The following is a 19,546-nucleotide window of genomic DNA, read 5'->3' on the forward strand; positions in this document are numbered from 1 at the left end:
ATATGGAAGAAAATACTACGATAGATATTGCTGCCGTAAATGAGAAAATAGCTCGGGAGAGTGCGTTTATAGACTTGCTTAAGCAAGAGATGAACAAAGTCGTCGTAGGCCAAAAACATATGGTAGAGCGCCTACTTATTGGCCTTTTAGGTCAAGGGCATATTTTGTTAGAAGGTGTTCCTGGACTTGCAAAAACACTGGCAATTAACACTTTATCTAAAGCGGTTAAAGGTAGCTTTAGTAGAATACAATTTACACCAGATTTGCTGCCTGCAGATGTTGTAGGTACGCTTATTTACAATATGAAGGAGAACGATTTCTCTATTAAAAAAGGCCCCATATTTGCCAACTTTGTATTAGCAGATGAGATAAACCGTGCTCCTGCTAAAGTGCAGTCTGCACTATTAGAAGCTATGCAAGAAAAGCAAGTAACTATTGGGGATGAGACCTTTAAATTAGAGGCGCCGTTCTTAGTTATGGCTACACAAAACCCTGTAGAACAAGAAGGCACATATCCTTTGCCAGAAGCACAGGTAGACCGTTTTATGCTTAAAATTGTTATAGATTATCCTAAACTTACAGAGGAACAGTTAATAATTAGACAAAATCTTAGCGGTACTAAAACTGTCGTTAACCCCGTGGTTACCGTAGACCAAATTTTAAGTGCTCAAAAAGCTGTGAAAGAGGTTTACATGGATGAAAAAATAGAAAAGTATATTCTTGATTTGATTTTTGCTACGCGATATCCAGAGAAATACAATTTAGAACAGCTAAAACCACTTATTAGCTTTGGCGCTTCTCCAAGAGGTAGTATTAACCTAGCTACGGCATCTAAATGTTACGCATTTATTAAGCAACGTGGTTATGTAGTTCCAGAAGATGTTAGGGCTGTAGTGCACGATATTTTGCGTCACAGAATAGGCATCACATATGAAGCTGAAGCAGAAAACATTACTTCAGAAGAAATCATCAATAAAATAGTAAACCAAGTAGAGGTACCTTAATAGTTTAAAAGCTGACACGGCTATTGGATTCGTGTTTTATGTTAATCTATTTACCAACACTGTTTACGCTCTATGGATACAAAAGAACTTCTAAAAAAGGTACGAAAAATTGAAATCAAAACACGTCGCTTATCAGACCACGTGTTTGGTGGAGAATACCATTCTACCTTTAAAGGAAGGGGTATGACGTTTAGTGAGGTTCGCCAATACCAATTTGGAGATGATGTACGTTCCATTGACTGGAATGTTACAGCTAGATACAACGAGCCATTTGTAAAGGTTTTTGAGGAAGAGCGAGAATTAACCATGATGCTCATGGTAGATGTGAGTGGCTCAGAATTGTTTGGTACTGCTAATCAATTTAAAAAAGAAATCTTAGTAGAGATTTCTGCAACCTTAGCGTTTTCTGCTTTGCAGAATAATGACAAAGTAGGTCTTATTCTTTTTTCTGATGAGGTAGAACTTTTTATTCCACCCAAAAAAGGCAGAAGTCATATTCTAAGAATTATAAGGGAGTTATTAGAGTTCGAGCCTAAAAGTAATAAAACCAATATTGCAGAAGCTTTAAAGTTCTTGAGTAACGTCATGAAAAAAAAGGCGATTGTTTTTGTGCTATCAGATTTTATTGCTGAAGACTATGCAGATACACTTAAAATTGCTGGGAATAAGCATGATGTTACAGGCATCCGTGTTTATGACGAAAAGGAAGAGTATATCCCTAACTTGGGAATGATACAAGTAAAGGACGCAGAAACTGGAGCTACTAAGTTGATAAATACTAGTTCTAAACAGATTAGAAATGAGTATAGCAAGTACCATGTAGAGCGCTCAGATTATTTTAAAAGCGCATTCACAAAATCTGGCAGTGGCACCATCAGTTGCCGAGTAGACGAGAGCTACGTAAAAAAATTATTGGGCTATTTTAAGAACAGGGGATAGAAAGACATGAAGTTAGCCACTACACATATTAAATTTACTAGCCTGCTTACGTGCAGTTTTCTTTTGTGCACTTTTATCTTTGCACAAGCACAGTCTTCCACAGTTTCTGCTGCTGTAGACTCTACCCACATTAAAATAGGGGAGCAAATTAAATACACCATCACGGTAGAAACAGACTCTTTAAACTTGGTCAGTTTTCCAGAAGATCAAACATTTTCTCCGTTAGAAATGGTGGAGGCTTTAAAAATAGACACTACTAAAAAGAAAGATAGGGTTACTCTACAACGTATTTATGCACTAACGCAATTTGATAGCGGCACTTACACCATACCACCCCAACGTATTGCCATAGACGAAAAACCTTTTTTTACAGATTCTTTCCGTATAAAAGTTGCCGATGTTGCTGTAGATACTACCAAACAAAAAATGTACGACATTAAGCCCTTAGTACAGGTAGAAAAAAGTTATACTAACATCCTAAAATATATAATTTTTGCACTAGCAGCATTAGCCATTCTTGGAGCTCTTTTTTATTGGTTTGTTCTACGCAAAAAACCACTTACCGAAGAAGAAAAAATTGCTTTACTACCTCCATATGACCGCGCCTTAAAACAACTGAAAGAGTTAGAGAATTCAAGATATCTTATCCAAGATGAATACAAAAAGTACTACTCTGAACTTACAGATATTGTACGGGCCTACTTAGAAGAAGATGTGCATATTTCTGCCATGGAAAGTACCACAGACCAACTTATAGAACGCTTAGAGTTATTAAAAGATGCTGGTGAGCTTAGCTTAGATGATGATACCATTACTCAATTTAAAAAAGTATTACAGACCGCAGATTTGGTAAAATTTGCCAAGTCTAAACCAGATATATCCATTGCAGAATCTGACCGAAGCGCTGTTGAAAAAATTGTTGTCAAAACCAAAGAAGCCCTGCCAGAACCAACAGAAGACGATTTATTAGAAAATGAAGCATACTTAGAAGCTTACGCAGCAGAAAAACGCAAGAAACGCATTTATATAGGTATTGGCGTTATAGCAGGCTTATTGGTATTAGGCGCCGGAATATCTGTAGCATACTTTGGGTTTAAAACCGTCAAAGACACCCTATTTGGCTACCCCACTAAAGAATTATTAGAAAAGGAATGGGTAAAAAGCCACTATGGTGTACCTGCAATAGAATTAGAAACACCAGAGGTTTTAATCCGCAAAGAAATAGCGATTCCAGAAGATGCAAAAGAGGTAATACAAACCAATGGAACCTTTGCCTACGGTAACTACCTAAGCCTGTTTTCCATCACTGTTAACAGCACCCTTTATAAAGAACAGATAGAACCAGATATGGAGGCTGGTGTAGGCGCTTTCTTAGGCTCTCTAGAAAAGAATGGAATTAAAAACATTTTACCTAAAGAAGATGAGTTCTATACAAAAAGTGGTAAACCTGGTGCTAAAATTTACGGCACTGGTCAGTATACCGGAGAAGGACCAATGAATAATAAGCGTTTTAAATTTACAGGCCTACTTTTTGGCGGAAAAGGTTTTACTCAACAGGTATATATTACTTGGGAAGAAGGCGATGCTTATGCAGAACAAATTGTAGAACGGATTTTGGCTACGGTCGATGTTAAAACGGAGATGTGATGTTTAAAGGTATAGAGTTTGCAAATCCCGAGTTCTTTTGGCTGCTTTTAGCATTACCCCTAGCTGTTGTGTGGTATGTTTTTACCCATAAAAAACAGACCGCTTCTTTAAAGCTATCTAGTACCAATGCATTTAAAACCACTAGTATATGGTCTAAGTTAAGACCTGTTTTACTTGCTTTACGCCTTTTGGCTTTAGCAAGTATCATTACCGCTCTGGCAAGACCACAGACAGAAGATATCTCTACCCGTACTAAAACCACAAAAGGTATAGACATAGTAATGGCGATAGACGTATCTTCTAGTATGCTGGCACGTGATTTAAAGCCAAATCGTTTGGCAGCCTTAAAAGAAGTAGCTGCAGATTTTATCAAAAAGAGACCCAATGACCGTATAGGCCTAGTGGCATATGCCGGGGAAAGCTATACTAAAACACCTATTACTAGTGATAAGTCTATTGTTTTAGGCGCCTTAAAAGAAATTAGGTATGGCCAGTTAGAAGATGGTACAGCCATTGGTATGGGTTTAGCCACCTCTGTCAATAGATTAAAAGAGAGTAAAGCAATAAGCAAAGTGATTATTTTGCTAACAGATGGCGTAAACAATAGTGGGTTTATTGAACCCCAAACTGCTGCTGATTTAGCGGTAGAATATGAAATTAAAACCTACACCATTGGCTTAGGTACCAACGGAAATGCGATTACACCTACTGGCTACAAAAGAGATGGCTCTTTTCAGTATGGCATGAGACAAGTAGAGATAGATGAAGAACTACTAAAGAATATTGCAGAAGTTACAGGTGGAAAATATTTTAGGGCGACAGACAATGAAAAATTAGAAGAAATCTATAACGAAATTAATAAGCTAGAGAAAACAGAGATAGAAGAGTTTAAATACTACAAATACGAAGAAAAATTTAGACCCTTATTATTTTTGGCAGGCGCTTTGTTACTAATAGAGTGGATATTACGTTCAACAATATTTAAAAGTTTTATTTAGATGGTGCAGTTTGATGAAACTTTATATTTCTATCTGTTGGGGATTATACCTGTTATGGTCCTGTTATTTTTGATGCTTCAAGTATGGAAAAAAAGTAAGCAAAAAGCTTTTGCAAATACCCCCATGCTTAAACGTTTGGCGCCAGACCGTTCTTTATTTAAATCTACCTTAAAACTTATTTTTCTGTTGCTAGGTATTACATGTTTGGTTATCGCGCTAGCAAACCCAAAAATAGGCACCAAATTAGAGACCGTTAAAAGAGAAGGTGTAGATATCGTTTTTGCCGTAGATGTCTCTAAAAGTATGTTAGCAGAAGATATTGCGCCCAACCGTTTAGAAAAAGGGAAACGTTTAGTTTCAGAAATTATAAATCAATTAGCAAGTGACAGGATTGGTATTATCGCCTATGCTGGTCAAGCTTATCCACAACTACCTATAACCACTGATTACGGAGCAGCCAAAATGTTTTTACAAAGTATGAACACAGATATGCTTTCTAGTCAAGGTACCGCAATAAACTCTGCCATAGATTTAGCAAGCACCTATTTTGATGATGCAGAACAAACCAATAGAGTTCTATTTATCATCTCTGATGGTGAAGATCATTCTGAAGGCAATACAATTGATGCATTAGAAAACGCTATTAATCAAGGTATAAAAGTATACACCATTGGCGTTGGCAAAAGTAAGGGGGCACCAATACCAATTAAAAGAAATGGCATTGTAGAACGTCTTAAAAAAAATAATGAAGGAGATGTGGTTATTACCCGCCTTAATGAACCCGTTCTTACAGAGATTGCCCAGAAAGGTAATGGTGTATATATTAACGGTGATAATACAGAAGATGCCGTAAATTTTATTAAAGAAGAATTGGCCCAAATGGATAAGAAAGAATTTGAAGCCAAACAATTTGCTGAGTATAAAGACCAATTTCAATGGTTTGTTGCCCTTGCACTTTTCTTCTTATTTTTAGACATCTTTCTATTAGACCGTAAAACACAGTGGTTAAAAAAGTTGAACCTTTTTAATGAAGATGCAAATGAATAAGATTAAGGTACTTTTTATAGGTTTGGGACTAGTGACTACCATAGTAAATGCTCAGGAGGACACCCAAACTTTAAGAGAAAACAAAAAACTACTTAAAGAAAGTACGAACATTACGTATGATGCCAACAAGGCATTAAGTCAAAACAATTTTGTTGCGAGCGAGGCAGAATACCGTAAAGCTATTTCTAAGAGTGAAGCTAATGCCGCTGCTCCATATAACCTTGGTAGAGCATACTACAATCGTAATGCTATGGCAGAATCTTTTACCCGTTTTAAAGAAGCCGGAGAAAAAGCAGAAGCCAAGGAAACCAAGCATAAATCTTACCACAACATGGGGAATGTTTTTATGCGACAAAAAGAATACCAAAAAGCTGTAGAAGCATACAAGCAAGCCTTAAGAAATAACCCTACGGATGATGAAACGCGCTATAATTTAGCCTTGGCCAAGGAAATGCTTAAAAATGAGCAAGACCAGAATAAAAACGACCAAAATCAGGATCAGAACCAAGACCAAAATAAAGACCAAAACAAGGACAACCAAGAACAAAATCAAGACCAAAACCAAAACGGAGACCAAGACAAGGATAAAGAAGGGGAGCAAAAAGACGACCAAAATAAAGACCAGGGAGATCAAGGAGACAAAGGCCAAGAAAAGCCAGAAGAAAATAAGGAGGGAGAAGGCGATAAAAAAGAAGAACAAAAAAAGCAACCTAACCCAGGAGAAGAGCCTGAGCGCAAAGAACGGCCAAGACCCAACCAATTATCTAAACAGCAAATTCAAAATTTGCTAGAAGCCATGCAAAATGAAGAGAAAAAGGTTCAAGAAAAAATAGATGCCAAGAAAGTCAAAGGTCAAAAAATTAAAAACGAAAAAGATTGGTAATGCAATTAGTTTCTAGCATTTATCGGTACGTATTTGTTTTCCTAGCGCTTATGGTAGGTAGTCTTTCTTATGCTCAGACAGACAATGGCATTAGCTTTGAAGTTAAATTGAGTAAAGAAAAACTAGGTGTAAATGAAAGATTGCGGGTGGAGTTTATCATGAACAAAGATGGCGATAATTTTACACCTCCAAATTTTAATGGCTTCCAAGTGGTAATGGGCCCTTCTCAATCTATTAAATCTTCTTGGATAAACGGTAAAAGAAGCTTTTCTAAATCGTATAGCTACATTTTAAAGCCTACAGAAAAAGGAAGCTTTACAATTGAGCAAGCCACCATACAAATAGATGGTGAAACCTATAAAACGCTTCAAAAACAAATTATAGTCACGGATGCTGTAGACAATCCAAATGCCCCTAAAACTGCGGATGATATTGCGGATGAAAGCCTGCATCTGGTTGCAGAAGTCTCTAAAGCAAGCCCTTATCTAAACGAAGCTGTTACGGTGATTTACAAATTATACATTGACCCCAATATTTCAGTGACTAATTTTAGACCCGTAGACAGTCCTAAATACAACAACTTTTGGAGTCAAGATATCCCTGTAACTAAGTACAATACCATCAACACTACGTATAAAAATAAGCCTTATCGTAGTGTAGTTTTAAAACGTGTAGTACTGTACCCACAAAAAGCTGGTAAATTAGATATTGAACCCCTATCCTTAGAAGTTTTCGTTGAAGTGCCTACTGGCAAACGTGATTTTTTTGGAGGACGCATGTACGCTCAGGCTAGTAAATCTGTATCCGCTGGCAAACGTACATTAAATGTTAAACCACTACCAGAAAATGGTAAGCCCGCTAATTTTGGAGGTGCTGTGGGTAATTTTTCTTTTACAGTAAATACCAATAAAACACAGCTAAATGCATCTGAATCTTTGCAAGCTACTGTTGCGGTAGAGGGTAAAGGGAACTTAAAACTTTTTCAGTTACCAGAACCCGAATTACCAAGCGCTTTAGAGGTATACGAGCCAGAATATAAGGAAAGTGTAAAAACCTATGCAAACGGTATGCAGGGTAACGTAAAAAACAACTACACCATTGTCCCTGCATATAAAGGCAAATATCCTATACCAAGTATTGAATTCAGTTATTTTGACCCAGAAGCAGAGCAATACAAAACCATAGCTTCAGAAGAAATAATGGTGAATGTAATAGAAGGGCCTACTCCTAATGATGCTATAGCTGGTGCAGCTAAAACCAACAGCGTTCAGAAAATTGCAATTAATGCAAGCAACCAGTTTCATTTTATAAAGGTAAATCCCAATTTTACCAGCATAACTAAAGCCCCATTTTTTGGTTCTACACTATTCTATATATTGTTATTAGGGCCTTTAGCAGCAATTCCATTATTCATTCTACTGACCAAAAAACGAGATGCGCGTGCGCAAGATGTAGAAGGTACTAGATTGCGTAATGCTAATAGATTAGCCAAAAAATATTTGGGTACTGCTAAAAAAGAACTCAAAAACAAAGATGGTTTCTATGTTGCTTTAGAAAAAGCTTTGCATAACTATCTTAAAGCCAAATTAAAAATCGAAACTTCTGAGTTTAGCAAGGATAAAATAACCGAATTACTTACTGCAAAGAAAGTTGATGATGCTACAATAGAAAAGTTTATTGCGCTTTTAAAAAGTTGTGAACTTGCTAGGTATAGCCCAGCAAGTAATGTACAAATGCAAGAAGACTTTGAAAAGGCAAGTATGGTAATATCACAAATGGATAAGCAACTATGAGAAAGATTGTAAGCAGCTTATTATTTGTTCTTTTTATTGGGTTAAGCGCATTTGCCCAAAACGAAGTTCTTTTTAACAAGGCAACAGAAGCCTATAATAAAGGAAATTATAGCACGGCTTTGGAGCACTATGAAACCATTTTGGACAATGGCAAGCATTCTGCAGAACTTTATTTTAACATGGGTAATTGCTATTACAAACTGGACGAGATTGGACTCAGCATTTATTATTATGAAAAGGCTAAACTCTTAAATCCAAAAGACCAAGAGATTCAAAATAATTTAGCCTATGCAGAAAACATGCGTTTAGATGCTATAGAAGCCATGCCTAAAACCGCTATGGCTCGTTTTAGAGATAGTACTCTATCCTTATTCACATACGATAATTGGGCACTCTTTGCCGTGTTACTATCCATTAGTTTTGTTATCCTTTATATTTTATACTATCGCAGTACATACGCCACGCAAAAACGAATCTTTTTTATTGGAGCTATGGTAGCCATATTCTTAAGTGTTGCTACTGTTACTCTTGCCTATTTCTCTTATGATGCGTTTAAGAAGGATAATCCGGCTATTGTTTTAAAACGAGAAATTGTAGTAAACACAGAACCGAACACCCAAAGTGAGCGTGTTTTTAGTTTACACGAGGGCACTAAGGTGAATATTCTAGAAAAACTAAATGGCTGGTTTAAAGTTAAGATTGCAGATGGCCAAACAGGCTGGGTACAATCTAATACCATTAAATTATTGAAGGATTTTTAATTTATAATTAACTATCTTTCCATTTCAGGGCTATATTTTAGCCATCACACCTAACACAATATGCGCATAAAGCTAGCCTTATTTTTAAGCGTAACACTACTTAGCATCACCTTTTTACAGGTGCTACGCACAAGTATTGATTATCGTATTGTGCAGAATATAACCGAAGAAGAATCCCAAGAATCTACCTGTGAAGATGCGTTAAAACCATTTGTTTTAAAAACATATACGGTAAATCTTATGGATAAAAATAAATTGCATTCAAAGAAATATGTAACTCACTACAATTTTTCAAAATTTAATATAGCTATAGAAGTTTTATCTCCTCCTCCAGAACTATTGTCTTAATTTTAACCTTATGCTTGTGGCACAAAAACTTGAACTACTAGCATAATACAGCCGAATACCAATTTTTAAAAATTAATACAATGTTTAAGTATATTAAAAACGATTTACCGGCAAGTATTGTCGTATTTTTTGTAGCTCTCCCTTTATGTTTAGGTATTGCGCTCGCCAGTGGCGCACCATTATTTTCTGGTCTAATAGCGGGTATCATGGGAGGTATTGTTGTAGGTGCATTGAGTGGCTCCCAAATTGGCGTTAGTGGCCCAGCTGCAGGTTTAGCAGCTATTGTTCTTGCAGCAATTAGCACCTTAGGCGGATACCAAAACTTCTTGGTTGCCGTAGTTATAGGAGGTGTTATCCAAATTTTATTTGGTATTTTAAAAGCGGGAGTAATTGGATATTATTTTCCGTCTTCCGTAATTAAAGGTATGCTCACCGGAATTGGAATTATTATCATATTAAAGCAAATACCCCACTTTTTTGGGTTTGATAATGACCCAGAGGGCGACTTCTCCTATTTTCAAATAGACGGCGAAAACACTTTTACAGAAATATTTAATACCATAAGCGGTATAGTAGCAGGGAATTTAAGTGTGGGTGCCACCTTAATAGCTGTAGTTAGTTTGGCTATTCTTATTCTATGGGATAAAGTTCTAAGCAAAAAAGGTAAGATATTTCAGCTTATTCAAGGCCCTTTGGTGGCTGTTGCCCTTGGTATCATATTTTATATGTTAACCAAAGAAGACGCTACTTTAGGCATATCTAAGGAACATTTGGTAAGTGTTCCCGTTCCCGATTCCTTTGATTCTTTCTTAGGGCAATTTAGCTTTCCTAATTTTGGTGCCATTGGTGACCCACAAATTTGGATTACTGGTTTTACCATAGCCTTGGTAGCAAGTTTAGAAACGTTACTTTGTGTAGAGGCCACGGATAAAATAGACCCTATGAAGCGGGTTACCCCAACCAACAGGGAGTTAATGGCTCAAGGTACGGGTAATATCATTTCTGGGATGATTGGTGGTTTACCTATAACACAGGTTATTGTTCGTAGCTCTGCCAACATACAATCTGGAGGTAAAACAAAACTTTCTGCTATTGTACACGGATTCTTTTTATTGATTTCCGTAATTCTTATCCCAACTTTGTTGAATAACATTCCACTCTCTGTTCTTGCAGCTGTTTTATTTATTGTTGGCTACAAATTGGCCAAACCAGCATTATTCAAAAAAATGTATGATTTAGGCTGGAAACAGTTTATACCCTTTATCGTTACCGTATTAGGAATCATCTTTACAGATTTATTGGTGGGGATTGGTCTAGGTTTAGCCGTGGGTATAGTAGTTATTCTTATCAAAAGTTACCAAAACTCGCATTTCTTGCATATTGAAGAATCCGAAAACCATAAAAAGGTTAAAATGACGTTGGCAGAAGAAGTAACCTTCTTTAACAAAGGGGCCATCCTCAAAGAGTTAGATAGCTTAGAAGAAAACTCTTATCTAGAACTAGATGTTACCAAAACTAGGTATCTAGATAATGATATTATCGAAATTTTGGAAGATTTTTCAGAGAAAGCCAAGAACAGAAATATCAATATTAAAATTATATCAGAACGTGGCGTAGTAGAAAATCCGCCTAGTTATATCGAATTTTTCAATTTAAAAAAGAAACAATCAGCATAGATATGAAAGCACATACCGCGGAAACACAGGCAACAATGACGCCTGAAAAGGCTATCGAGTTTTTAAAAGAAGGTAATCAGCGTTTTCAAGCTAACCTTAAAGCCAATAGAAATTTATTAGAACAAGTTAATGACACCAAAGACGGGCAATTCCCATTTGCTACTATATTAAGTTGTATAGACTCTAGAGTCTCTGCCGAGTTGGTTTTTGACCAAGGCCTTGGCGATATATTCAGTGTGCGTATTGCAGGCAATTTTGTAAACCAAGATATTCTTGGGAGCATGGAGTTTGCATGTAAATTGGCGGGCACTAAAGCTATTGTAGTTTTGGGTCATACCTCTTGCGGCGCTGTAAAAGGGGCGTGTGACCATGCAAGAATGGGCAATTTAACGGCATTAATTAACAAAATAGAGCCGGCCGTATTTGCCGTTAAAGAGCCTAAGGAAGAAGAAAAACGTAATTCTAAAAACCTAGAATTTGTAGATGCCGTTTCTAAAAAGAATGTAGAGCTTACGCTAGAAAATATTCGTAGCCAAAGTGTTATTCTAAAGGAAATGGAAGAAAAGGGCGAAATTAAAATTGTAGGCGCTATGTATGACATTGCCAGTGGCGAAGTAGAATTCTATTAAGCGCTTTACCAAAATAAACATTAGGTCAACTTTAAAAGGTTGGCCTTTTTTTATGTGAAATAATGGCTATCTTCCAACTTAAAGAACCAACGTATTATGTTTAAACATCTAAAAGGCGACCTCTTTGGCGGTCTTACCGCGGGTATTGTGGCCCTACCATTAGCACTAGCATTTGGGGTTAGTAGTGGTCTAGGGCCTACGGCCGGTTTATACGGCGCAATTTTTATTAGCTTTTTTGCCGCTCTGTTTGGTGGCACCAATACGCAAATCTCTGGCCCAACCGCTCCCATGACAGCAGTGAGCATGGTGGTAATTGCAGGTATCATGGCTACAAATGACGGTAATTTAGATAAGGCCTTACCCGTTATTTTGGCGGTTTTTCTATTGGCTGGTTTGCTACAAATAGTTCTTGGTTTCTTAAAATTAGGTGTTTACATTAAATACATACCCTATCCTGTAGTTTCTGGATTTATGACCGCTATTGGTGTAATTATATTAATTACGCAGATACTTCCTGCCATTGGCTACTACCCAAAACAAGATGATGTCTATGTAGCTGGCTATACCCAACAAGCAAAAGCAGAATTATTAGCCAAAACACTTAAAGATAATCAAGGTGAAAATCTATTAACTATAAATCAATTTAAACAAACTATAGAAGAAGCTGCAGTCATTGCACCTACAGATATTGCTAAAGAAGCACAAAATTTAGCGGGTAAGAATTCATCTGGTGTAATTGGAACTATAAAAATATTACCTAGAGCCCTACAACATATTAATTGGTTAGAGTTTGGATTGGCTTTAGCGACCATTGCTATTATATACGGATTTAAAAAAATAACCACTGCTGTACCTAGTACCTTGGTCGCCTTAATCGTAGTTTCTGGTGTTGCCATAGGTTTTGGATTGCCCTACATTCCAATCCAAGAAATACCAGCTGGCCTACCCACCCCGCATTTCGAGATATTTTCCAAATTTAGTTTTAGTGCGATAAGCCCGTATATCTTTACGGCACTTACTCTAGCTTTATTGGGCGCAATAGATTCTTTGTTAACGTCGGTTGTAGCGGATAACATGACAAACACCAAGCACAAACCTAACAAGGAATTAATGGGGCAAGGCATTGGTAATACAATAGGTGCGCTTTTTGGAGGCATTCCTGGTGCTGGCGCAACCATTAGAACGGTAATTAATATAAAATCTGGAGGTAAAACACGCTTAAGCGGAATGATAGCTGGGATTTTATTACTCATAATTCTGCTTGCCTTAGGGCCCGTTGCCTCTAAAATCCCAGCAGCCGTATTGGCTGGTATTTTGGTTACTGTAGGTATTGGGGTTATTGATTACAAAGGCTTAAAGGCTATTCCCTACTTGCCTAAAGATATAAAACTTGGTCCTATAAGATTGAGCTCAGAAATGGTAATTATGCTTGTGGTCATGGTGCTTTCTTCGGTTTGGAATTTGGTCTATGCAGTAGGTATTGGATTAGTTATGGCCTCTTTAATTTTCATGAAGAAGATTGGAGACCTTACTGCTAAAAATTCTGCCGTACAGCAATTACCTCTAGAAGAAGCATGGGAAGACGAGCAGCAAATACCTACCGAAATTGACCAGAAAATCTTCATCAAACACATTAACGGTCCGTTGTTCTTTGGGTCTACCAATGAAATACAACAATTGTCTGCGCAGATACCAGAAACCGCAAATATTGTAGTGTTTAGAATGGACCGGATGCCTTATTTGGATAAATCTGGATTAAATGTGTTAGAAGATGTGATGCTCAATTTAACTACTAATGGGGTAAAATTGGCCGTTGTTGGCCTACGAGAACAACCTAAGCTGATGATGGAAAAAATTAATATTTTTCCAGAATTGGTGCCAGATGCACAAGTTTTTCCAAATTTTGAAACTTGCTTAACTTGGTTAAAAACCGAGTTGTAAGTTAAAAGCTGTATCAATAGTATACTAAGAACAACGGTTCATTGGCAATTTGCCCTTATATTCTAGGACAATTTGCTAAATTTGCGCTCTCTAAAAGCCATCTAACAATGATAGATACCCTCAAGGAACATTTGGTAGCCGTAGAAAACTTTAGTTCTCAATCTCCAGAAGAAATAGAAAACTTCAGGATTAAATACCTTGGTAAAAAGGGGTTGATGAACGAGTTTTTTGCCGCTTTTAAAACCATTCCTAACGAGCAAAAGAAAGAGTTTGGTCAGGTTATCAATCAATTAAAGCAAGCTGCTACAGAAAAAGTTAATGCACTTAAAGAGGCCTTAGAAGACCAGCAAGATACAGCGGGTATTTATGGCGATTTAACACGTCCCGGGCAACCCTTGGAACTAGGTGCAAGACATCCTATTTCTATTGTTAAAAATCAAATTATAGATATTTTCTCTAGAATTGGGTTTAATGTTTCTGAAGGCCCAGAAGTAGAGGACGACTGGCATAACTTTACAGCTCTAAACTTGCCAGAATACCACCCTGCAAGAGATATGCAGGATACTTTCTTTATACAAACCAATCCAGATATTTTATTGCGTACGCACACCTCATCGGTACAAGTACGTTATATGGAGAACCATCAACCGCCAATTAGAACCATTTCTCCAGGACGCGTGTATAGAAATGAAGCCATTTCAGCTCGTTCTCACTGTTTTTTTCATCAGGTAGAAGGTCTCTATGTAGATAAGGATGTTTCCTTCGCCGATCTAAAACAAACCTTACAATATTTTACTACAGAGATGTTTGGTAAGAGTAAGATTCGCTTACGCCCTTCTTACTTTCCGTTTACGGAGCCTAGTGCAGAAGTAGATGTGTATTGGGGCTTAGAGACCGAGGCAGATTACCGTATGACCAAAGGTACGGGCTGGTTAGAAATTATGGGTTGTGGTATGGTAGACCCCAATGTCCTTAAAAATTGTGATATAGACCCAGAAGTGTATTCGGGTTTTGCATTTGGCATGGGTATAGACCGTATTGCCATGCTATTGCATCAAATTACGGATATTAGATTGTTAAGTGAGAATGATATTCGTTTCTTAAAACAATTCAAGAGCGCCCTTTAAGTTAGCATGAAAAAAGACATAGAAATTCCCATTGCTAAAGATGTCCATGTTGTTATCGCACAAGAATGGAATAAAGAGTTTTTAGCTAAAGATTGGAATGCCTACATCATCAATAATAGAAAAGATGCCATAGAAATGGTGCTTGTAGTTTCTAAAGGATATTTAGGAGATAAAAAAACATCTACCATGCGCCACGGAATCGGCGTAATGGAAGCTAAGTCTTTTGCTAAAATTGAGTTAGTACAGGAAGATGTATTAGCGTTGAAAAACGAATTCTTCGTTACCTTTTTTGCGGAAGATAAGCTTTTTGAAAAACGTTTTGTATTTCCAGAACATAGCGTAAAAGAAATTAACTTACAATCCATACCTATCCTAAATTTAGAGGGGGTATTGCCAGAATAATTTATTTTTTAAGAACAGCACCCCTTAATTTTAACAGCCTTCATTCTATTTTAACAGTTTTTGAATGAAAAACACCCCTAAAACTGGCAATCTGCAGGTTTTACTGTGGATTAGCGCAATTGAAAAGTGTTAATTGGCATTATCTTGTTATAAATTTCATAGAATATCTTATCAAAAACTGTAATATCGATAATATGACTAAGTCATTTTTATCGGTTTACCATTGGAAGTAAAATGGATTCCCAGTACTTTTAAAATGCTGACAATCAAAAAAATAACTTCTTTATGGATACTCCTATTTTAAATCGACGCAATTGGCTTAAAAAATCGGCTATTACTGCTGGTGGATTAATGGCCGCTCCGTATTTGGGCTTTTCTAAAACTAGTACCAATATTCCCGTGACTTTAGATCAACAAGGGAATATACTTTATAGTCCATTTTTTAAAGAATACCTTATTCCTACGCACACGGAATTTAAACCATTAAAGGCAAAGTTAAATGCCAATGAAAATCCTTATGGTCCATCGCCAAAAGCTGTTACGGCAATGACTGATGCTGTCAGTGGCGCTAACAGGTATGCTTGGAGAGAACTATTTCAGCTTATGGAAAAAATTGCAACGTTTGAAGGTGTTACCGCAAAAAACGTTATCATGGGTCCTGGTTCTTCTGATTTGTTGGAGAAAGCAGCAATGGTCTATTTTCAAAAAGGCGGTAATATAGTATCTGCAGACCCTGCCTACATGTCTTTGATTAAGGTTGCAGAAGCATGTGGAGCTACTTGGAAACCTGTACCGCTTAAGAAAGATTGGTCTCACGATTTAGACGCTATGGAAAAAGCTATAGACGCAGATACCAAATTAGTTTACATCTGTAATCCTAACAATCCAACAGGTACCCTTACAGAAAGTAAAAAACTACTAGACTTTTGCTCACGAGTATCAGAAAAGGTAACCGTATTTGTAGACGAAGCTTATTTATGGTATCTAGATGATGGTGCTAAGCATAGTATGGTTAAACTAGTAGCAGAAGGTAAAGACATTATTGTTGCGCGTACCTTTTCTAAAATACACGGTATGGCTGGGATTCGTGTAGGTTATGGAATTGCACCAGAAAAAACCTTAGATAAAATACAGAATATTACTAGAGGCGGTATGGGTATAAGCTACCCTTCTGTACTTGCAGCAATCGCTGCTATGGATGATGAGGAATTCATCAACTCTTCTAGAGAAAATAATGCAGAAGCAAGAGAATTTGTATATGCAAACCTTAAAAGTATGGGGATTGACTATGTGCCATCCTACACCTCATTTATCATCTTTCCAATTGCCTTAGAAGGTAAAGACTTTTTAAGTAAAATGGCAGCACAAGAAGTAGGGGTTAGAGCCTTCAACTTTATGGATAAAAATTGGTGCAGAGTTAGTATGGGTACCATGCCAGAAATGCAACTCTTTATAGACGCATTGCAAAAAGTAATTGTTTAATTAAAAAATTGTTGGGGGTGGGGTTTCAAAAAATTCTAGTATTCTTAATTTTTATAGGTATCGGTCTAGTTCTAAAGACCAAGTTTAAGTCAAAATCAGAAATTACCGGATTAAAGAAGGTAATTCTTAACCTAGCCCTACCCGCCACTATCTTTATAGCGCTGTTAAGTGTAGATGTAAAAGGTGAGCTTCTCTTATTACCCGTGCTTGCATTAGCACTTAATTTTATTCTTTACTTTACTGCGCCATTAGTATTACCTACTATAGGTATTGAAAAAAACAGTCCAAACTATAACACCGTAAGACTGCTTTTCCCTTCCTTGGCTCCTGGGCTATCTTGTTTTCCGTTTGTACTCGAATTTTTAGGCGATTCTTTCCTTGCTCAGGCAGCAATGGCAGATTTGGGTAATAAGATTTTCGTATTAATTATTCTTTATTTAATTGCCATGCAATGGTATCTCAAAAAACATGCTAAGGCCACTAAGTTTAACAAAGCAAAACTTTTAGACTTGCTAAAAGTACTCGCTTTTGAACCCGTTAACCTCTTTATTGCGGCTGCATTAATTTTAATGGTATTAGGGTTACACATGGAAAACCTCCCTTATGCGATAGCTGAGAGTTTATCTAGAATTAGCCTGTTGATGACTCCATTAGTTTTACTTTTTATTGGATTGGCTGTAAATATTCAGAAAAAACAATTTGCGCAGCTTTTTTCACTTTTAACCCTTAGAGCTGCCGCTAGTTTCCTAATAATAGGCCTATTATCTGTATTTATACCTATGGAAACCAACACTGTTTTGTTAGCCCTAGCATTCTCTTTAAGCGCCTGTAGTTTTTGGCCTTACGCCCATATTGCCGCTATAGAAACTATGGAAAATGATGTGGAAAGTCAGAAAAAAACTTTTAATGGCAACTTTGCTATTTCTATGTTGGCACTATCTTTTCCGCTATCTACTATTTTAATTATGGCTATACTTAACAGCGGAACAGTTTTTGGCAATCCTCTCTATTTGTTTTTAACTGCAGTTGCACTTTTTGTATGTGGCGCCATATACCCATCGCTTAAAGCACTTAAAACTAGAAGAAAACAAACTTGGAAAGAAGAGCCCGCTTACGAGGGCTAAAACACCCCTTCTAACAATAATTTAAGTATAACGCGTAAGCAATTATCTTTTTGCTAACAGTGTTTAAGAAAACTTTAGTTCTTTTTAGTTCGGTTAAAAACGAACTAACACTAATTTTGTCCCTTCAAAACTGGAATATATGTCTAGAGAAGAGGAAAAAAAACAATTAATAGAAGAACGATACACTTAGAGAATCAACATGAAATTCCTCCATTAGCAGCTCGTTTATATGCCATGTTAGTGGTTACTGACCGCGATGGCCTAAGTTTTGATGAGTGCCAAATGAGCAGATGCGCAAGCAAAAGCTCTATTTCCGCAGCCTTAAATCTCCTTTTAAAACTAGACCTGATAGATTACTTTACTAAACCAGGTGAACGTAAAAGATATTTTAGAACTACAGCTGCCGATGCTTTTTACATCAACAAGTTAGAAGAAAAACTTAAACGTATTGAGCAAGAAAACCGAATTATCACCAAAATCCGGAAATACAATAAAACGTATAACCCAGAAAAGTACCAAAGCAATTTAAAGCGAGCAGAAGTGTATCACACCTTTATAAAAAAGAGCGAAGAACTTCTGAGCAACACTTTAAAGACGTTAAAGGAAATAGACAATTACAATTAAACAACAGCAACAATTAGAACAATGAAAAAGATTGCAATAGGCCTAACGACTATAAGTCTTGTATTTTTTACTTCCTGTGGAAGTAAAAATGAAGGAGCGCAAGGACCACAACAGGCCCCACCACCTAGTTTAAAAGTGAGCAGCCTTAAAAAACAGAATGTTACTACTTTTGATAGCTATGCAACCACTATAGAAGGCAAACAAAACGTAGAGATTAGACCAAAAGTTTCTGGTTTTGTACAGAAAATTTATGTGGAAGAGGGTCAAAAAGTAAAGAAAGGACAACTGTTATTTAAATTAGAAACAGAATCTCTAAGTCAAGATGCGAATGCTGCAAAAGCTGCAGTGAATGCTGCACAGGTAGAGGTAGATAAACTAAAACCTTTAGTTGAAAAAAACATCATTAGTAATGTACAGTTAGAAACTGCAAAAGCTCAATTAGAGCAAGCCAAAAGCAGCTATCAGAGTATAACTGCAAATATTGGCTATAGCCGGGTAACAAGTCCTGTAGATGGGTATATTGGGGAAATACCTTTTAAGGTAGGAACCTTAGTGTCTAGCACTACAGCGCAACCGCTTACTACTGTTTCTGATATTAGTGAAGTACGCGCCTATTTTTCTTTAAACGAAAAAGAACTTTTAGAAATAAAAGAACGTGTAGCCAAAGAAGGCAGATATATAGACGTTAATAAAGCTCCAGAAGTAGAATTGATTATGATTAATGGCGAACCTTACGAACACAAAGGTAAAATTGCCATGGTAAACAGCATCATTAACAGTACTACTGGTAGTGTAACCTTACGGGCAGACTTTAAAAATCCCAAGTTAATATTAAGCTCAGGTAGCACAGGCGAAATTAAAATACCAACGGAGCAGAAAGACATCTTTGTAATTCCTAAAATGGCTACCCTAGATATACAAGGCAATAAACTGGTGTATGTACTCCAAGAAGATAATACCATAAAAACACAGCACATTAAAATAGTTGACCAGACAGATGCTGATTACTTGGTTTCTCAAGGGATAGAAGAGGGAACTACAATTGTGATAGAAGGTGTATCCAAACTAAGAGACGGGCAAGAGATTAGTCCGGTTAAATAACAACATACAGGAAGAAAAAA

General features: G+C 36.8%; 18 protein-coding genes. All 18 read left to right on the top strand.

All coding sequences use genetic code 11. The features are described 5' to 3' along the window. Positions 1 to 2 precede the first annotated feature (2 nt). The 18 genes from HCO57_RS10055 to HCO57_RS10140 all read left to right on the top strand — a co-directional run bounded on the left by HCO57_RS10055 (position 3) and on the right by HCO57_RS10140 (position 19,526). Positions 3 to 1,004, top strand: a complete 1,002-nt coding sequence (locus tag HCO57_RS10055) for an AAA family ATPase (RefSeq protein WP_167988928.1) — start codon at positions 3 to 5, stop codon at positions 1,002 to 1,004. 72 nt (positions 1,005 to 1,076) lie between these two features. Continuing rightward, positions 1,077 to 1,943 (top strand): DUF58 domain-containing protein, encoded by an 867-nt coding sequence (locus HCO57_RS10060; RefSeq protein WP_167988929.1) that lies wholly within the window; start codon positions 1,077 to 1,079, stop codon positions 1,941 to 1,943. A 6-nt stretch (positions 1,944 to 1,949) separates the two neighbouring features. Further along, the gene (locus tag HCO57_RS10065; RefSeq protein ID WP_245167578.1) at positions 1,950 to 3,590 is read left to right on the top strand and encodes a BatD family protein; all 1,641 of its coding nucleotides are present in this window, start codon (positions 1,950 to 1,952) and stop codon (positions 3,588 to 3,590) included. Then, positions 3,590 to 4,588, top strand: a complete 999-nt coding sequence (locus HCO57_RS10070) for a vWA domain-containing protein (RefSeq protein ID WP_136950430.1) — start codon at positions 3,590 to 3,592, stop codon at positions 4,586 to 4,588. Before HCO57_RS10065 ends, HCO57_RS10070 begins: the two co-directional genes overlap by 1 nt. Further along, positions 4,589 to 5,635 (top strand): vWA domain-containing protein, encoded by a 1,047-nt coding sequence (locus HCO57_RS10075; protein ID WP_167988930.1) that lies wholly within the window; start codon positions 4,589 to 4,591, stop codon positions 5,633 to 5,635. It begins immediately after the preceding gene. Then, positions 5,628 to 6,518, top strand: coding sequence for a tetratricopeptide repeat protein (locus tag HCO57_RS10080; RefSeq protein ID WP_167988931.1), 891 nt, complete (start codon positions 5,628 to 5,630; stop codon positions 6,516 to 6,518). Before HCO57_RS10075 ends, HCO57_RS10080 begins: the two co-directional genes overlap by 8 nt. Continuing rightward, positions 6,518 to 8,311: a BatD family protein gene (locus HCO57_RS10085; protein ID WP_167988932.1), complete on the top strand. Its 1,794-nt coding sequence runs from the start codon at positions 6,518 to 6,520 to the stop codon at positions 8,309 to 8,311. The genes HCO57_RS10080 and HCO57_RS10085 overlap by 1 nt, the downstream gene beginning before the upstream one ends. Further along, the gene (locus tag HCO57_RS10090) at positions 8,308 to 9,072 is read left to right on the top strand and encodes an SH3 domain-containing protein (protein WP_167988933.1); all 765 of its coding nucleotides are present in this window, start codon (positions 8,308 to 8,310) and stop codon (positions 9,070 to 9,072) included. Before HCO57_RS10085 ends, HCO57_RS10090 begins: the two co-directional genes overlap by 4 nt. A gap of 60 nt (positions 9,073 to 9,132) precedes the next feature. After that, the gene (locus HCO57_RS10095; protein ID WP_167988934.1) at positions 9,133 to 9,420 is read left to right on the top strand and encodes a hypothetical protein; all 288 of its coding nucleotides are present in this window, start codon (positions 9,133 to 9,135) and stop codon (positions 9,418 to 9,420) included. An 80-nt stretch (positions 9,421 to 9,500) separates the two neighbouring features. Further along, entirely contained in the window at positions 9,501 to 11,096 is a 1,596-nt protein-coding gene (locus tag HCO57_RS10100; protein ID WP_167988935.1) for a SulP family inorganic anion transporter, read from the top strand. Between the two features lie 2 nt (positions 11,097 to 11,098). Further along, entirely contained in the window at positions 11,099 to 11,725 is a 627-nt protein-coding gene (locus tag HCO57_RS10105; RefSeq protein WP_136950423.1) for a carbonic anhydrase family protein, read from the top strand. A 96-nt stretch (positions 11,726 to 11,821) separates the two neighbouring features. Beyond that, positions 11,822 to 13,666: a SulP family inorganic anion transporter gene (locus HCO57_RS10110; RefSeq protein WP_167988936.1), complete on the top strand. Its 1,845-nt coding sequence runs from the start codon at positions 11,822 to 11,824 to the stop codon at positions 13,664 to 13,666. A 107-nt stretch (positions 13,667 to 13,773) separates the two neighbouring features. Beyond that, positions 13,774 to 14,793: a phenylalanine--tRNA ligase subunit alpha gene (gene pheS / locus HCO57_RS10115; protein WP_167988937.1), complete on the top strand. Its 1,020-nt coding sequence runs from the start codon at positions 13,774 to 13,776 to the stop codon at positions 14,791 to 14,793. A 6-nt stretch (positions 14,794 to 14,799) separates the two neighbouring features. Next, positions 14,800 to 15,195 (top strand): hypothetical protein, encoded by a 396-nt coding sequence (locus HCO57_RS10120; RefSeq protein ID WP_136950420.1) that lies wholly within the window; start codon positions 14,800 to 14,802, stop codon positions 15,193 to 15,195. 285 nt (positions 15,196 to 15,480) lie between these two features. Further along, complete coding sequence (locus HCO57_RS10125; RefSeq protein ID WP_167988938.1) at positions 15,481 to 16,677, top strand: pyridoxal phosphate-dependent aminotransferase; 1,197 nt, start codon at positions 15,481 to 15,483, stop codon at positions 16,675 to 16,677. Between the two features lie 17 nt (positions 16,678 to 16,694). Continuing rightward, complete coding sequence (locus HCO57_RS10130; protein WP_136950418.1) at positions 16,695 to 17,801, top strand: permease; 1,107 nt, start codon at positions 16,695 to 16,697, stop codon at positions 17,799 to 17,801. Between the two features lie 234 nt (positions 17,802 to 18,035). Then, on the top strand, positions 18,036 to 18,425 hold the full coding sequence (locus HCO57_RS10135) for a transcriptional regulator (protein ID WP_167988939.1): 390 nt from the start codon (positions 18,036 to 18,038) through the stop codon (positions 18,423 to 18,425). 21 nt (positions 18,426 to 18,446) lie between these two features. Next, complete coding sequence (locus tag HCO57_RS10140; protein ID WP_167988940.1) at positions 18,447 to 19,526, top strand: efflux RND transporter periplasmic adaptor subunit; 1,080 nt, start codon at positions 18,447 to 18,449, stop codon at positions 19,524 to 19,526. Positions 19,527 to 19,546: the final 20 nt, after the last annotated feature.

The organism is Croceivirga sp. JEA036, from assembly GCF_011882165.1.
GTDB lineage: Bacteria > Bacteroidota > Bacteroidia > Flavobacteriales > Flavobacteriaceae > Croceivirga.

What these genes read in the sequence shown, in the direction of transcription:
- HCO57_RS10055 (WP_167988928.1), top strand. Translation starts at nt 3, where the DNA reads ATGGAAGAAAATACTACGATAGATATTGCTGCCGTAAATGAGAAAATA.
- HCO57_RS10060 (WP_167988929.1), top strand. Translation starts at nt 1,077, where the DNA reads ATGGATACAAAAGAACTTCTAAAAAAGGTACGAAAAATTGAAATCAAA.
- HCO57_RS10065 (WP_245167578.1), top strand. Translation starts at nt 1,950, where the DNA reads ATGAAGTTAGCCACTACACATATTAAATTTACTAGCCTGCTTACGTGC.
- HCO57_RS10070 (WP_136950430.1), top strand. Translation starts at nt 3,590, where the DNA reads ATGTTTAAAGGTATAGAGTTTGCAAATCCCGAGTTCTTTTGGCTGCTT.
- HCO57_RS10075 (WP_167988930.1), top strand. Translation starts at nt 4,589, where the DNA reads ATGGTGCAGTTTGATGAAACTTTATATTTCTATCTGTTGGGGATTATA.
- HCO57_RS10080 (WP_167988931.1), top strand. Translation starts at nt 5,628, where the DNA reads ATGAATAAGATTAAGGTACTTTTTATAGGTTTGGGACTAGTGACTACC.
- HCO57_RS10085 (WP_167988932.1), top strand. Translation starts at nt 6,518, where the DNA reads ATGCAATTAGTTTCTAGCATTTATCGGTACGTATTTGTTTTCCTAGCG.
- HCO57_RS10090 (WP_167988933.1), top strand. Translation starts at nt 8,308, where the DNA reads ATGAGAAAGATTGTAAGCAGCTTATTATTTGTTCTTTTTATTGGGTTA.
- HCO57_RS10095 (WP_167988934.1), top strand. Translation starts at nt 9,133, where the DNA reads ATGCGCATAAAGCTAGCCTTATTTTTAAGCGTAACACTACTTAGCATC.
- HCO57_RS10100 (WP_167988935.1), top strand. Translation starts at nt 9,501, where the DNA reads ATGTTTAAGTATATTAAAAACGATTTACCGGCAAGTATTGTCGTATTT.
- HCO57_RS10105 (WP_136950423.1), top strand. Translation starts at nt 11,099, where the DNA reads ATGAAAGCACATACCGCGGAAACACAGGCAACAATGACGCCTGAAAAG.
- HCO57_RS10110 (WP_167988936.1), top strand. Translation starts at nt 11,822, where the DNA reads ATGTTTAAACATCTAAAAGGCGACCTCTTTGGCGGTCTTACCGCGGGT.
- pheS (WP_167988937.1), top strand. Translation starts at nt 13,774, where the DNA reads ATGATAGATACCCTCAAGGAACATTTGGTAGCCGTAGAAAACTTTAGT.
- HCO57_RS10120 (WP_136950420.1), top strand. Translation starts at nt 14,800, where the DNA reads ATGAAAAAAGACATAGAAATTCCCATTGCTAAAGATGTCCATGTTGTT.
- HCO57_RS10125 (WP_167988938.1), top strand. Translation starts at nt 15,481, where the DNA reads ATGGATACTCCTATTTTAAATCGACGCAATTGGCTTAAAAAATCGGCT.
- HCO57_RS10135 (WP_167988939.1), top strand. Translation starts at nt 18,036, where the DNA reads ATGTTAGTGGTTACTGACCGCGATGGCCTAAGTTTTGATGAGTGCCAA.
- HCO57_RS10140 (WP_167988940.1), top strand. Translation starts at nt 18,447, where the DNA reads ATGAAAAAGATTGCAATAGGCCTAACGACTATAAGTCTTGTATTTTTT.